Annotated in this window: 15 protein-coding genes; 1 reads left to right on the top strand and 14 read right to left on the bottom strand. The window is 44.6% G+C overall.

The window, feature by feature from the left end; translation table 11 throughout:
* Positions 1 to 16 precede the first annotated feature (16 nt).
* The 14 genes from atpF to rpmH form a co-directional block, all read right to left on the bottom strand.
* On the bottom strand, positions 17 to 487 hold the full coding sequence (atpF, locus tag EXT46_RS08510; RefSeq protein WP_022944886.1) for a F0F1 ATP synthase subunit B: 471 nt from the start codon (positions 485 to 487) through the stop codon (positions 17 to 19).
* Positions 488 to 532: 45 nt separating this feature from the next.
* Positions 533 to 766 carry a F0F1 ATP synthase subunit C gene (atpE, locus tag EXT46_RS08505; protein ID WP_130146651.1) on the bottom strand — a complete coding sequence of 78 codons (234 nt, stop codon included), beginning with the start codon at positions 764 to 766 and terminating at the stop codon, positions 533 to 535.
* Positions 767 to 827: 61 nt separating this feature from the next.
* Positions 828 to 1685, bottom strand: coding sequence for a F0F1 ATP synthase subunit A (atpB, locus tag EXT46_RS08500; protein ID WP_130146649.1), 858 nt, complete (start codon positions 1683 to 1685; stop codon positions 828 to 830).
* Between the two features lie 15 nt (positions 1686 to 1700).
* Positions 1701 to 2081: an ATP synthase subunit I gene (locus EXT46_RS08495; protein WP_045979460.1), complete on the bottom strand. Its 381-nt coding sequence runs from the start codon at positions 2079 to 2081 to the stop codon at positions 1701 to 1703.
* Between the two features lie 145 nt (positions 2082 to 2226).
* Positions 2227 to 3147 carry a ParB/RepB/Spo0J family partition protein gene (locus tag EXT46_RS08490; protein ID WP_045979461.1) on the bottom strand — a complete coding sequence of 307 codons (921 nt, stop codon included), beginning with the start codon at positions 3145 to 3147 and terminating at the stop codon, positions 2227 to 2229.
* Positions 3148 to 3167: 20 nt separating this feature from the next.
* The gene (locus tag EXT46_RS08485; RefSeq protein ID WP_022944881.1) at positions 3168 to 3953 is read right to left on the bottom strand and encodes a ParA family protein; all 786 of its coding nucleotides are present in this window, start codon (positions 3951 to 3953) and stop codon (positions 3168 to 3170) included.
* 16 nt (positions 3954 to 3969) lie between these two features.
* Positions 3970 to 4590: a 16S rRNA (guanine(527)-N(7))-methyltransferase RsmG gene (gene rsmG / locus EXT46_RS08480; RefSeq protein WP_130146647.1), complete on the bottom strand. Its 621-nt coding sequence runs from the start codon at positions 4588 to 4590 to the stop codon at positions 3970 to 3972.
* A 15-nt stretch (positions 4591 to 4605) separates the two neighbouring features.
* Entirely contained in the window at positions 4606 to 6495 is a 1890-nt protein-coding gene (gene mnmG / locus EXT46_RS08475; RefSeq protein WP_130146644.1) for a tRNA uridine-5-carboxymethylaminomethyl(34) synthesis enzyme MnmG, read from the bottom strand.
* Between the two features lie 410 nt (positions 6496 to 6905).
* Positions 6906 to 7343, bottom strand: coding sequence for an FMN-binding protein MioC (mioC, locus tag EXT46_RS08470; protein WP_130146642.1), 438 nt, complete (start codon positions 7341 to 7343; stop codon positions 6906 to 6908).
* Positions 7344 to 8250: 907 nt separating this feature from the next.
* The gene (gene mnmE / locus EXT46_RS08465; protein WP_022944876.1) at positions 8251 to 9615 is read right to left on the bottom strand and encodes a tRNA uridine-5-carboxymethylaminomethyl(34) synthesis GTPase MnmE; all 1365 of its coding nucleotides are present in this window, start codon (positions 9613 to 9615) and stop codon (positions 8251 to 8253) included.
* Between the two features lie 105 nt (positions 9616 to 9720).
* The gene (yidC, locus tag EXT46_RS08460) at positions 9721 to 11346 is read right to left on the bottom strand and encodes a membrane protein insertase YidC (protein WP_022944875.1); all 1626 of its coding nucleotides are present in this window, start codon (positions 11344 to 11346) and stop codon (positions 9721 to 9723) included.
* 27 nt (positions 11347 to 11373) lie between these two features.
* Positions 11374 to 11625 carry a membrane protein insertion efficiency factor YidD gene (gene yidD / locus EXT46_RS08455; RefSeq protein ID WP_082079318.1) on the bottom strand — a complete coding sequence of 84 codons (252 nt, stop codon included), beginning with the start codon at positions 11623 to 11625 and terminating at the stop codon, positions 11374 to 11376.
* Positions 11626 to 11718: 93 nt separating this feature from the next.
* On the bottom strand, positions 11719 to 12144 hold the full coding sequence (gene rnpA, locus EXT46_RS08450) for a ribonuclease P protein component (RefSeq protein ID WP_022944874.1): 426 nt from the start codon (positions 12142 to 12144) through the stop codon (positions 11719 to 11721).
* A gap of 3 nt (positions 12145 to 12147) precedes the next feature.
* A complete protein-coding gene (rpmH, locus tag EXT46_RS08445; RefSeq protein WP_045980711.1) occupies positions 12148 to 12282 on the bottom strand; it encodes a 50S ribosomal protein L34 in 135 nt (44 codons plus the stop codon).
* 569 nt (positions 12283 to 12851) lie between these two features.
* On the opposite strand from rpmH, the gene dnaA reads away from it, so the two are divergent.
* Entirely contained in the window at positions 12852 to 14252 is a 1401-nt protein-coding gene (gene dnaA / locus EXT46_RS08440; RefSeq protein WP_026111101.1) for a chromosomal replication initiator protein DnaA, read from the top strand.
* The last annotated feature ends 5 nt before the right edge of the window (positions 14253 to 14257 follow it).

The following is a 14257-nucleotide window of genomic DNA, read 5'->3' as shown; positions in this document are numbered from 1 at the left end:
GCTCATACCCTCCTAGTTACAGCTCTGCGACAAGTTTTTCAACGATGTCGCTGTGTGCGGCTTGGTCAATCTCGCGCTCAAGAATACGCTCAGCACCGACTACTGCTAGAGTAGCAACTTGCTTACGTAAGTCTTCTTTCACACGGTTACGCTCTGCTTCAATCTCAGAGTGACCTTGAGCTATGATGTTTTCACGCTCTTGCTGACCACGAGTTGTCTCTTCGTCAACAATAAGCGAGGCACGCTTTTTAGCTTGCTCAATGATTTCAGCAGCTTGAGCTTTCGCTTCTTTCAACTGTTCCGTGGCTTTTTGACGAGCCAGTTCCAAGTCTTTCTCAGCTTTATCAGAGGCAGCTAAACCATCTTCAATTTTCTTTTGGCGAGCTTCAATCGCACTATTTAGCGGTGGCCATACGTACTTCATACAGAACAGCACGAACACCGTAAATGCGATTAATTCACCGATAAGAGTGGCGTTAATATTCACGACCGCTCCTCCTTATTGACAGTTGTTCTAAGAGCTACTAGCGAATTAAAGTGCGAACAACATGTACATAGCGATACCAACACCGATCATAGCTACGGCATCGATAAGACCGGCAAGGATGAACATTTTAACCTGTAGTGAAGGTGCAAGCTCAGGCTGACGCGCGCACGCTTCTAGGAATTTACCACCCATGTTACCAAAGCCGATTGCTGTGCCGATAGCACCGAAGCCGATTAGTAGAGCAACAGCGATTAGTTTAATAGCAACTGCGATTTCCATTTTTATCTCCAAAGTTTAAATAGTAAGTTAAAGTTAAAAAATATTTCTTAAAAACAATAAATTAATGATTGTCTGAGCTAGCCATGCTTAGATAAACAATGGTCAGCATCATAAATACGAATGCCTGTAATACGATAACCAAGATATGGAATACCGCCCAAACAAAGTGCAATGGCAACTGCATAAGGCCAATCGCACCGATGAGGATGAAGATCATCTCACCTGCATACAGGTTACCGAACAAACGCAGTGCTAAAGAGAAAGGCTTAGCAACCAAAGCGATTGTTTCTAGTAATAAGTTACATGGAATTAAGAACACCATTGCTAGTTTGTTCTTAGTGCTAAACGGGTGCAGCGTTAACTCAGCAAGGAAACCACCGATGCCTTTAATGCGAATTGAGTAACCAATCATTAGCAAGAATACGCCAATGGCAAGACCTGCAGTCATGTTCAAGTCAGTGGTTGGTACGATTTTCATGTATACGTCATGAGAGTCCATACCAAATGCTGTTTCACCCACCCAGCCTGCAAATGCAGGAAGGAAATCAACCGGGATCAAATCCATAAGGTTCATTAGGAATACCCAAACGAAAATCGTTAAGGCAAGGGGGGCAATTAACTTACTTTTACCGTGGTAAGTGTCGCGTACGTTGTCACCAACAAACTCAACAATCATCTCAATGAAACATTGAAACTTACCAGGTACACCTGTGTGTGCTTTTTTAGCGGCGCCACGGAAGATCCATAAGAATATAAGACCTAATCCGATTGACCATGCGAGGGTATCTACATGCCATGTCCAGAAGCCACTGTCCGCACATGCTTTGTTGAACTCAATACCGGCATCGGTTGAGCACATCTTTGCATTGGTCAAGTGGTGCTGAATATGGCTCGATAGAGTCACTTCTTCTGCAGCCATGTTTTATCCCAAAAGTTAATGATTAAAAAAAATCGGTGCTATCCACTGTGTGGCAAATATCAGCACATAAGCGCTAAAAAAAGGTACTGGAAGCAATAAAAAATGTTTAAAAGCCAGTACGAACATACACACAGTGAGCAAAAACTTTAACGCCTTTCCTCGTTTCAACGAGCTTAGGACTTGTTCTGATTTGCTTGCGCCCATATATCTAAATGCATAAGCGGCAAATACAAAATTAGGGAGTACAACAGTCAAGCCTCCAAGCCATGCTGAGAGACCGGCTTCTACTCCCCAACCTACTAAAACTATTACTGCAGCGATTGTTGCTACGACACCCTGAAAAAGAACGCCCTTAAATGCGGCGCGGCGATACGGGCCTGCTAACCTTTGCGTCACTTTTTATTAACCTTAATAACGTTAAATTTTATTAGGGTGTGAAAACTGGCGAAATTATACTTGTTTTTGGCTGATTTGCAACTTGAGTCAGTGCGATTTGGGGGAATTTCACCCCCGCGAAACGGGGGTGAGAGCGCCTTAGCGACTAATCTTTAAACTGTGGGTCAATACGGTGAAGAATTCCGTCTAACTCTTCGAGATTTGTATAAGAAATCACCAACTTACCTTTACCTTTTTGGTTGTAGTTAATTTCTACCTTAGCGCCGAGATTATCTTCGAGCTTTTGCTCTAACTGTATGACATCTGGATCTTTTTCTTTCTTCTGCGGCTTTTCTACAGGCTCTAGAATAGAACGCACGAGTTTTTCGGTTTCACGCACGGTTAGCGCTTTAGCTACGGCAGTGCGTGCCGCTTCAGACTGCAACTCGCCACTTAACGCTAATAAACACCGAGCATGACCCATTTCAATGTCGCCATGCTCTAACATTATTTTAACATCATCGTTAAGGTTATTGAGCCGTAATAAGTTGGTGACAGTAGTGCGTGACTTGCCAACGGCATCAGCCACTTGCTGGTGCGTTAACTCAAATTCATCAATTAGTCGACCCAAAGCGATGGCTTCTTCCATAGCATTTAAATCTTCACGTTGAATATTTTCAATCAACGCAATAGCAACTGCGGCTTCATCCGGAACTGCCTTGATAAGGCAAGGCACCACATCAAGCTTAGCCAACTGGGCGGCGCGCCAACGGCGTTCACCGGCGATGATTTCATAGCTGTCAGGTGCAACTTGGCGCACCACGATAGGCTGAATAATACCTTGTGCACGAATGGAGGAAGCAAGTTCTTCTAACGCTTCCTCCGACATATCTTTTCGCGGCTGATACTTTCCAGGACGTAAAAATTCGATCGCTAACTTTTGCAACTCACCACTTTGCGCATTCGCTTGCGCTTGTGAGTGTTCTTCAACAGGTGCATCTGCGCTTGGCGCTGGGCCAGGTGCTGGCTTAGATGACGTCAGTAGGGCGTCTAGACCCCGTCCTAATCCACGTTTTTTAGCAGACATTGGTTGGCTTACCTCTACGTTTAGGCGACTGCAGGTGTTTGTTTTTCTTTTCTGCGCAGTATTTCACCGGCCAAGGCAAGGTAGGCTTTGGCGCCTGCAGAGGCTCGGTCATAATACATGGCCGGCGCACCAAAGCTAGGGGCTTCTGCGAGACGAACATTGCGCGGAATAACGGTTCGGTAGACCTTATCGCCAAAGTGCTGTTTCAATTGCTCAGAAACATCATTGGCAAGGCGGTTGCGCGGATCGTACATGGTTCGCAAGATGCCTTCAATCTGTAATTTAGGGTTCACTAACTGCGCCAATTGCTCGATGGTTCCCATCAGCGCTGTAATTCCCTCAAGGGCATAGTACTCACACTGCATAGGCACGAGTACCGAATCAGCGGCGGCCATTGCATTGACGGTCAGCATGTTCAGTGAGGGTGGGCAATCGATGAAAATATAATCATATTGCTCAAGAATTTTCTCCAACGCGTTGCGCAGGCGCACTTCGCGTGCGAACAATTCCATAAGCTTAACTTCAGCGGCAGTCACATCGCCATTGGCAGCAATTAAATGATACTCACCCGAGGTTTGCTGGATGACAACGTCATCAAAAGGTTGCTCTTCAATGAGTAAGTCATAAATAGTGGCGACATCATCGTACTTATCAACGCCGCTACCCATGGTCGCATTGCCTTGAGGATCGAGATCGATAAGTAAAACTTTACGCTTGGTCGCAGCCATAGAGGCCGCCAAATTCACGGCTGTGGTGGTTTTACCCACGCCTCCTTTTTGGTTTGCAATTGCAATGACTTTAGCCACGGTGATCCTCTGCCAATTAAGCTTTTTTTAGAATTATAAGATGACGTTCGCCCTGAAGCTCTGGAACTGACAACTCAATGTCCTGGGTAAACGAAAATCCAGCAGGGAGGTTGGCAAGTTCCTGCTCAGGATATTGGCCTTTCAAAGCTATAAAACGTCCATCTTGATCAATTAAATGTGCGCACCAATGCAACATATCATCAATAGAGGCAAAGGCACGAGAAAGCACTCCATCTAATTTAACACTTGGCTGATAATCTTCAACTCGACTCTGTACGGCGGTTACATTTTTTAGGCCAAGCTCATGTTTTACTTGCTTAAGAAAAGTCACACGCTTGCCAAGGCTATCCAGTAGTACAAATTCGGTGTCGGGTAGGGCAATGGCTAACACCATACCCGGTAAACCTGGGCCGGTGCCAACATCAATGTAGTGTTTACCCTCTAAATGTTCAGCTACCACCAAACTATCCATAATATGCTTTACCAGCATCTCATTAGGGTCGCGAACAGACGTTAAATTGTATGCTTTGTTCCACTTGTTTAATAAAGCAACATAAGCGAGCAACTGATTAATTTGTTGCTCGCTTAGAGAGATATTGGCTGCGGCCAATAACTGCGTAAATTTTTTTTCTAACATGGATGTGTTATGTGGTTACGCTGATTTGCGTAACATGCCCTGCTTTTTCAGATACACCAATAATAGCGAAATCGCTGCTGGAGTAATACCAGAAATACGCGAAGCTTGGCCAATGGTGTCCGGGCGAGCTTCGCTCAGCTTGGCAACAACCTCATTTGATAAGCCAGATACTTGGCTGTAATCAAACTCCGCTGGCAAAATAGTTTGCTCATGGCGCAACTGCTTTGCGATCTCGTCTTGTTGGCGAGCAATGTACCCAGCATACTTTGTTTGAATCGCTACCTGTTCAAGTGCTTGCTGGTTGTCTGACTCACTCGCTAAACCTTCGATAGCGGTAAGATCGCGATAATTGATCTCAGGGCGACGGATCAACTCTTCTAAACTGGCTTCACGGGTCATCGGTGATTTTAATAACGCATTCACTGCTGCCTGTGCTGGGTGATCTTTATGGATCCAAGTGGAACGAATACGCTGTGTTTCTTGTTCCATCACTTCTAATTTTTCATTAAATGCAGCCCAACGCTGGTCATCAACCAAACCCAGTTCTCGGCCTTTCTCGGTAAGGCGCAAGTCAGCATTATCTTCGCGAAGTAGTAATCGGTATTCGGCACGTGAAGTAAACATGCGATAGGGCTCTTTGGTACCTAGCGTGGCTAAGTCATCAATTAATACCCCTGTGTATGCTTCATCACGGCGTGGAGTCCAAGCCTCTTTGCCTTGTACTTGCAACGCGGCATTCATACCAGCAATAAGCCCTTGTGCTCCGGCTTCTTCATAGCCTGTGGTGCCGTTTATTTGTCCAGCAAAGAAAAGCCCTTGAATAAACTTCGTTTCTAATGACGGCTTAAGATCCCGAGGGTCGAAAAAGTCATACTCAATGGCATAACCAGGACGACAGATGTGGGCTTGCTCAAATCCAGCGATGCTGTTGACTATTTGCATCTGCACGTCAAATGGCAAACTCGTGGAAATTCCATTTGGGTATAGCTCATAAGAGGTTAACCCTTCTGGTTCAACAAAGATCTGGTGTTTATCTTTATCAGCAAAACGAACTATTTTATCTTCAATCGATGGGCAGTAACGCGGACCGATCCCCTCAATCACGCCTGAATACATAGGCGATCGGTGCAGATTCTCATTGATAATCTCGTGCGTTTTATCGTTTGTGTAGGTGATATAACAGGGGATCTGCTGCGGATGATCTTCCACCTTACCCATAAACGAAAACACAGGTGTAGGCGTATCACCAGGTTGTGTTTGCATTTTGCTGAAGTCGACGGTGCGAGCGTCTATTCGTGGAGGCGTGCCTGTTTTTAGACGATCAACGCGAAAAGGTAATTCACGTAAGCGCTGTGCTAACGCAATTGAAGGCGGATCCCCAGCGCGGCCACCTTTAAAGTTTTCTAAGCCAATATGGATTTGGCCACCTAAAAAGGTTCCTACGGTAAGTACCACGGATGGCGCACTGAACTTCAATCCCATCTGGGTGACAACACCTGTAACTTTGTCACCCTCTACAATCAGATCATCACAGGATTGCTGGAAGATCTTTAAGTTTTCTTGGCGCTGCAGAATCGCTTGTATTTCCGCTTTGTACAACGCTCTATCAGCTTGGGCACGAGTTGCGCGTACAGCAGGGCCCTTCGATGAGTTTAATGTTCGAAATTGGATCCCGCCTTTGTCGATCGCTTTTGCCATGGCACCGCCAAGGGCATCGATCTCTTTCACCAAATGGCCTTTGCCGATCCCACCGATTGCAGGGTTGCATGACATTTGCCCTAAGGTGTCCATATTATGCGTTAGCAATAGCGTATTCATGCCCATTCGTGCAGAGGCCAAAGCGGCTTCTGTACCAGCGTGACCGCCGCCAACGACAATGACATCAAAGTGCTCATGAAAAATCATTTAATGCTTCCTACAACCAGTGAAATATTAAGAGGAGGCGTATTCTACCTAGAAATTAGCTTAAGGGAAATGGTTAAATAATGTTCACTCAAGGTAAAGAGATCTTATATATAAAAGGATCTTTTAAAGAGATCTTTTATTGATCTTACTACTAGGATCCTACTTTTCTGTTGATAACCCTATAAAACGTATGATTAACAACAAATTAAGCGATCTAAGTTATTGTGAGTATGATCGGATCTAGTAGGGGAGAACATCTGATCAAAAGGCCCTTTTATACACAGGCAAGATTCGCTTCGATCTTATCAAGTGTATAATCATGGTTAAGATCGCAAGATACCAAGCTTTTATCCACATACCGATCGAAAAAACAATAAATATGTGTATAACTTTTTAGTAAGATCGTTTTATTACAAGTGTTTTAATAGTTCTGGTAACCACCGTTCAGCCGTATCTTCAGGTAGATCTTCGCCAAGAACATCTATCTCCAAGCGAGGTAAGAGTGGCTGAGCTTGTTTTGACAGCAACAACTGCTCGATGTTTTTGGCCGCATAGTTATAGGTATCGTAACTAGAATCTCCTATACCAATGATCGCAAAGCGAATGTTGTCGAGATTAGTGAGGGCATTGAGATCTTCAACAAAAGGCTGCAAATTATCAGGATAGTCGCCAGCGCCATGGGTTGATGTGCAGATCAACCATGCAGCCTCCATTTTCATATCCTTAAGATCAGGTTGCTCATGTAAAGTACTGCTTATGCCCTGATCTTCCATTAAGTCACTTAACTGTTCGGCCACATATTCAGTGCCGCCCATTTGACTACCAATAATAATTTCGATCTGGCTCATTGTTACTACGCCTAAATGTTGTTGCACCCATGATACCTGATCTATGGTTAGGCTCAATTGATCTTAATCCCTGTGTGTAGTTCTGAACATCAATAGCTGTTTAAAATAAATATATAGTTATGATAAATATAGAGTTTTTAATTTTTAAAGCTGTTGATAAAAAGTCGATAAGCTTAGGTTAAAAAGCCATGCCCGTTCATCATAACTGGGTAATTTCATGCTATTTTCTACTGATAAAGAAAAATTGCATGGGTGTGTATGCTTTGCTTGTGGATAATGATCAATAGAGATTATCTCGATGTATTTTTGGATCTATAAAACTCATTTAATAGATCCAATACTTCTATAAATTTTATATTTATTGGCTTTATTTCTTTTGGAGTGCCCGTTTTTTTGGATCTGATGCGCTTAATGTGCCAGGCCTCCAGCCTCAATTGCTTTGTTAATGCTAAAACCCATGAATGACAGTTACCCAAACTAGCTATGTGTGACTGATCTTTTCACTGTGAATCACACTTTTTGGTGCAGATAGGCATATCAGTTCTTAATTGATCGCTATAAAAACTGCTCAGTTACGAGTCGCTGGTAGCTAATATTCACACAAAATAGCGCCGATTTTGCCGCAAATATGCATAATCACTATGTTGTTGCTGTGGGCACCTAGCATCGGTGAGAGCTTATTTAACGCTAGGTTAGCGTTGTTTTTTGCCAATAAATTAGCTGGTGACGAGCTCACTTATTCGTTCGTTTTGCCCTGATAGCTAGCTGTCATTTTAGGATTGAGTTGTTGACTATGAGGTGATCCGAGCTTTTTTTGCTGATGATAGGCGTATTTTGGAGTGTTGAGTTACTGAGCGGGAGCTGAAAAAAAGCCCACACAAAGGTGGGCTCGCTAAACTTTATTAATCTATTTACCGATACAAAAGGAGCTGAAGATCTTGCCGAGTAGATCGTCAGAGGTGAATTCGCCGGTGATCTCGCTTAAATACTGCTGGGTTAAACGCAGCTCTTCTGCCAAGATCTCCCCGGCCACATGGGCTTCAAGTTGCTCTTGACCGGTATACAAGTGCTGCTGCGCCCGCTCTAATGCATCTAAATGACGGCGGCGAGCCATAAAGCTGCCTTCTTGGGTGCCCTCAAAACCTATGCATGATTTAAGGTGCTCTCGCACATGGTCAATGCCTTGTGCTTGTTTGGCGCTGAGGCGAATAACCGGGTGAGTAGGGTGGTCATCAAACCCTGGTTGCTCGCCACTGAGATCGACTTTATTCCTGATCACGGTAATGCCCATATTGGCGGGCAGCTTAGCGGTAAACTCTGGCCAAATTTGCTCTGGAGTGGTGGCATCCGTCTCCGTGGCATCAACCATAAACAGCACACGATCGGCTTGGTTGATTTCTTCCCAAGCGCGTTCTATTCCTATTTGCTCGACCTTATCTGGGCTTTCACGTAGTCCTGCTGTATCAATAATATGCAAAGGCATCCCATCGATATGGATATGCTCTTTTAATACATCACGAGTGGTGCCTGCGATATCGGTGACAATGGCGGCATCACGCCCAGCAAGGGCGTTAAGCAAGCTTGATTTACCGGCATTAGGGCGACCAGCAATGACCACGCGCATACCATCACGAATAATGCTGCCTTGCTTCGCTTGTTTGCTTACTGCCGCGACCTTATCGAGAATAGCTTGCAAGTCGTTGCCAACCTTACCATCACTAAGAAAATCGATTTCTTCATCAGGGAAGTCAATGGCCGCTTCCACATACATGCGCAAGTGAATAACTTGCTCCACCAGCTCTTCAATATGTTTTGAAAACTCGCCTTGTAGTGAGTGCAGGGCACTTTTAGCCGCTTGTTCTGAGGTTGCATTAATTAAATCGGCAATTGCTTCGGCTTGGGTTAAATCCAGCTTATCATTGAGAAAAGCCCGCTCCGAGAACTCACCAGGCTTGGCCAAGCGTACGCCCTCAAGTTGGCTAATCTCTTTTAACAACATGTCAAGAATCACAGGGCCGCCATGGCCTTGTAGTTCTAGCACGTCTTCGCCGGTGAAAGAATGTGGGCCTTGAAAGAACAGCGCTATGCCCTGGTCTAATTGTTGTTGCTGCAGGTCATTAAAAGGCAGGTATTCGGCGTAGCGGGTGCGTGGGCAGCGTCCTAAAATGCGCTCTGCGACCAGCTTTGCATGGCTGCCAGAAACACGAATAATACCCACACCACCACGACCTGGCGCGGTGGCTTGAGCAACGATTGTATCTTGTGAAAGCATAGAATTACTCGATAAAGCCTGAATGGATGTATTGTAACCTAATGTTGTTATAAACAATAAAAAAGCGGCTCTTAGGCCGCTTTTTTTAGCTTCAATAGCGGGTTGTTAACCGCGTACTTTCATGCCTTTTTTCTCCATACCGCGATAAATAATCAGCATTTGCGCAATGGAGATAAGGTTAGACACGAGCCAGTATAGAACCAGACCTGATGGGAACCATAAGAAGAAAACCGAGAAGATTACTGGCATCCAGGTCATCATCTTTTGTTGCATCGGGTCGGTAACCGTCATTGGCTGTAGTTTCTGCATCAAGAACATACTCGCACCGAACAAGATAGGCAGTACGTAGTAAGGGTCTTTTGATGACAGGTCAGTTAGCCATAGGCCGAACTCAGCATGACGTAGCTCTGGCGACTCTAGGAATACATAGAACAGCGCCAAGAAGATTGGCATTTGCAGTAACAGCGGGAAACAGCCACCCATCGGGTTTACTTTTTCCTTCTTGTACATTTCCATCATGGCCTGACCGAACTTCTGGCGGTCATCACCGTAGCGCTCTTTCAATGCTTGCATTTTCGGTTGCAGGGCACGCATCTTCGCCATAGAGGTGTACTGTGCTTTCGTTAATGGGAAGAGTAATGACTTCACCACAATAGTAATGGCGATAATAGCCAGACCCCAGTTACCTAAGAAGCTGTAAAGGAACTTAAGTAGGGTGAGCAACGGTTGTGAAATGAACCACAGCCAGCCATAGTCAACAGCCAAATCAAGGTTAGGGTGAATGGCTTCAAGGGCATCAGTGTCTTTAGGGCCCATATAGTAAGTGGCGCTGATGTCTGCGGTGCTATTGGCTGCCACCGTAATTGGCTCTGACTTTACACCAATTTGCGCAACTGAAGGCGTGATAAGGCGCATATAGACGGTGTTTTGTTGCTCTTGGTTTGGTACCCAGGCACTGACAAAGTAGTGCTGAAGAAAAGCGATATAGCCGCCTTGCGTGGTTTTATTTAATTGTTTGTCTTCAATATCAGAGAACGAGTATTTTTCATAATTTATCTCGTCTGTACCGTAAGCTCCACCAAGGTAGCTTTGGTCAATTAAGCTGCCTTTTTCTTGCACTGTACGTTTAACTTGTGCAAACAACTGCACTTGCAGTGGCGCAGCGGTGGTATTTTCTACGTTGTAGTCCATCGCTACATCGTACTGACCCTGTTTAAAGGTGTAAGTTTTAGTAAAGCGAACGCCTTGCTCATCAACGAAAGTCAGTGGCACCGTTAAGGTATCGCCATTGAGAGTATATTGTAGCTTCTCAGAGTCATACACTGGGCGTTCGGCCTGCGCATCAGGACCATTTAAACCAATTAAGCCACTTTGTGAAAAGTACTGATTGCCATCAAACTCCCCTAATAATAGGTAAGGAGTATCGCTGCCATGGGTTTCAGCGTGCTTAAGCAACTTAGTTTCGATGATGTCACCGCCCAAGGTATCAATTTTTACGGCAAATACATCGGTAGTCACTTCGATAATTTTACGGTCCACAGCAGTGGCAGTAAGGGAATTATCAACGTCTGATTGCGGTACATCTGACTGACCGGCCTGCTGGCTTTGCGTCTTTTGTTGCGTTTGGGCACTAGGCTGCTGCGGTTGGTTGTAGTCATTATTCCACTCTTGGAATAATAAAAACGACACCAACAACAGGCCGATTATTAAAAACGTGCGTTGCGATTCCATAACAGCTCTTATTTCTCGTCGTTTAGATTAATGATGGTTACGTTTGCTGGGTACGGGGTCATCCCCACCAGCATGTAAAGGATGGCATTTTACTATTCGTTTCGTTGCCAACCAACTGCCTTTTATTGCTCCGTGCATTTTTATAGCTTGCAGAGCATACGAAGAGCAGCTCGGATTAAAGCGACAACTGGGCCCAAGTAGGGGGCTTATCCACTTTTGATAACCTCTAATTACAATAATGAGGCTGTGTTTTGGTATAGCCAAAATATGGGCGATCATAGGTAAGCCTCAGTACTGAGCAGAGTGATTGTGAATACTCAGTGAGTGTCGATTAAAAGGTGAGCTAAAGATACCTGAAAAAGACGCTAAATTCTATGATTGCTGGCGCTTTTGCTGCCCATTAGGACGCTTTTTGCCATGACGTCTGGGTGGTGGCTTGTATCCGGGTTTACAACGCTCATTGATTTTTCGCCATAACTTATCAAGTTCAGCACGAATCTCGGCATTAGAACGCTCATCAATACCGCGCTTAACCATAAGCACAATATCAATGTTATCTAACTGATGTTGATTGAGACGAAAACTCTCACGGGCGATACGCTTAATGCGGTTGCGTTGGTTGGCTTGCTTCACATTTTTTTTAGCTACGGTTAAACCAATGCGAGGATTATCTAAGTCGTTTGGTTTAGCTAGTAATGTGAATAGGGCGGTTGCTGCCCGAGCGGGCTCGTTAAAAATGCGGGAATAATGCGAGGGAGTTAACAGTCGTAACTCCCTGCCAAAGCGAAAGTCTTCCACTAATTAAGCAGAAAGTACTTTGCGGCCTTTAGCACGACGACGTGCTAGTACTTTACGGCCATTTGCTGACGCCATGCGAGCACGGAAACCGTGAGTACGCTTGCGCTTAAGTACGCTAGGTTGAAAAGTTCTTTTCATAACAATTCCATCCGATCGGTTAAGGTTTAAATTAACTGTGTGGGTCGCGATCCTCACACAGACGCAGACACTGCACAAAGCCAAGTGATTTACACCGGACAATAAGCGGTGCCTTAGCGAGCGCGGAATTCTATAGATAGTCTTGGCCAAAGTCAATGAAAATAACAGTGCTATGGGAGTAAGGGAGCGAAAAAATTGTGCTCAGATCGGCGAGCGATCCTAAAAAGATCGGTGATTAATTGAAGTTTTCCACAGGCTCTGTTTAAAAAGTGCATAAATCCACTTAATAACCTGAATTGATCTTAAAAATTGAATACGATCAACCCCTAATTAACGGCCTGGCTAACTTCTATTTTTAAAATTTATATTAAATAAAAACAGTGTCTTACGTAAATTTTGCGCCGGGAGCATAATTTCTAAAAAAATCAATATTGAAGTTGTGGATAAATAGGCGTCATAATGGACAGCCGGATCGCACCAAGGCGCAGATTCAGGGAAGACAAGCAACGACAACCTTCACCCGTGATGTACGGGTATCAATAATACAAACCTAATTTCGGGAGTACACTGTGTATCTGTCAGTTTGGCAAAGTTGTTTATATGTGTTGCAGGATGAACTACCGTCGCAACAATTTAGTATGTGGGTGCGCCCGCTCCAAGCTGAAAGTACAGACGACACTTTAACTATTTATGCGCCTAACCGTTTTGTGCTTGATTGGGTTCGCGAAAAGTACCTGAACCGGATCAATGAACTATTAGTTGAAATTTGTGGTGACGAAGCTCCCGAATTGCGCTTTGACGTGGGCAGCAAACCGATACTCAACGGTAACACGCCCGCCCCCAGCAGTAATACGAATAATACCCAGGCAGCGAGTGCTAGCAGCGCTCCAGCGGTCACCCAAAGTGCGCAGGCACCTGCCGCCGTAGAACCGGCGCCCAAGTCACAGTACAAATCGAATATCAAAGAAAATTATACCTTCGACAATTTTGTTGAAGGTAAGTCAAACCAATTAGCTAAAGCAGCAGCCACACAGGTGGCCGATAACCCAGGTTCGGCATTTAACCCTGTCTTCATTTATGGTGGCACAGGTTTGGGTAAGACGCACTTACTGCACGCCGTGGGTAATGGTATTTTAGCTAAAAAAGAAAACGCTAAAATCGTTTATATGCATTCCGAGCGCTTCGTGCAAGATATGGTCAAAGCGCTGCAAAATAATGCCATTGAAGAGTTCAAGCGCTATTACCGCAGTGTTGATGCCTTACTTATTGATGATATTCAGTTTTTTGCTAATAAAGAGCGCTCTCAAGAAGAGTTCTTTCATACCTTTAATGCGCTGTTAGAAGGTAATCAGCAAATTATTCTGACTTCTGATAGATACCCAAAAGAAATAGAAGGCGTTGAAGACCGTCTTAAATCACGTTTTGGCTGGGGCTTAACGATTGCGATTGAACCACCAGAGTTAGAAACTCGGGTCGCTATTTTGATGAAAAAAGCGCAGCAAAGTAAGATTAATTTACCCCATGAAGTGGCCTTCTTTATTGCCAAGAAACTGCGCTCAAATGTGCGCGAATTGGAAGGCGCACTTAATCGGGTCATCGCTAACGCAAACTTTACTGGGCGACCAATTTCAATCGACTTTGTTAAAGAAGCCTTGCGCGATCTACTCGCTTTGCAAGATAAGTTGGTGACTATCGATAATATTCAACGCACAGTGGCAGAGTACTATCGAATTCGCGTATCAGATTTACTATCTAAACGCCGCAGCCGCTCTGTAGCTCGTCCACGACAAGTGGCCATGGCGCTATCTAAAGAATTAACCAATCACAGCCTGCCAGAAATAGGCGATGCCTTTGGTGGGCGTGATCACACAACCGTGCTGCATGCATGCCGCAAGGTTAAATCACTGCGTGAAGAAAATCACGAAGTGAAAGAAGACTATCAAAATCTAATAAGAACTTTGTCATCTTAAGGTCA

It is taken from the genome of Pseudoalteromonas sp. CO325X (assembly GCF_004208955.1).
GTDB classification, from domain to species: domain Bacteria; phylum Pseudomonadota; class Gammaproteobacteria; order Enterobacterales; family Alteromonadaceae; genus Pseudoalteromonas; species Pseudoalteromonas ruthenica.
The sequence above is the reverse complement of the archived record's forward strand: the minus strand, read 5'-3'. Positions and strand labels throughout refer to the sequence as shown.

What these genes read in the sequence shown, in the direction of transcription:
- rpmH (WP_045980711.1), bottom strand. Translation starts at nt 12,282, where the DNA reads ATGAAAAGAACTTTTCAACCTAGCGTACTTAAGCGCAAGCGTACTCAC.
- yidD (WP_082079318.1), bottom strand. Translation starts at nt 11,625, where the DNA reads ATGATCGCCCATATTTTGGCTATACCAAAACACAGCCTCATTATTGTA.
- mioC (WP_130146642.1), bottom strand. Translation starts at nt 7,343, where the DNA reads ATGAGCCAGATCGAAATTATTATTGGTAGTCAAATGGGCGGCACTGAA.
- EXT46_RS08490 (WP_045979461.1), bottom strand. Translation starts at nt 3,147, where the DNA reads ATGTCTGCTAAAAAACGTGGATTAGGACGGGGTCTAGACGCCCTACTG.
- yidC (WP_022944875.1), bottom strand. Translation starts at nt 11,346, where the DNA reads ATGGAATCGCAACGCACGTTTTTAATAATCGGCCTGTTGTTGGTGTCG.
- mnmG (WP_130146644.1), bottom strand. Translation starts at nt 6,495, where the DNA reads ATGATTTTTCATGAGCACTTTGATGTCATTGTCGTTGGCGGCGGTCAC.
- mnmE (WP_022944876.1), bottom strand. Translation starts at nt 9,615, where the DNA reads ATGCTTTCACAAGATACAATCGTTGCTCAAGCCACCGCGCCAGGTCGT.
- atpB (WP_130146649.1), bottom strand. Translation starts at nt 1,685, where the DNA reads ATGGCTGCAGAAGAAGTGACTCTATCGAGCCATATTCAGCACCACTTG.
- rsmG (WP_130146647.1), bottom strand. Translation starts at nt 4,590, where the DNA reads ATGTTAGAAAAAAAATTTACGCAGTTATTGGCCGCAGCCAATATCTCT.
- atpE (WP_130146651.1), bottom strand. Translation starts at nt 766, where the DNA reads ATGGAAATCGCAGTTGCTATTAAACTAATCGCTGTTGCTCTACTAATC.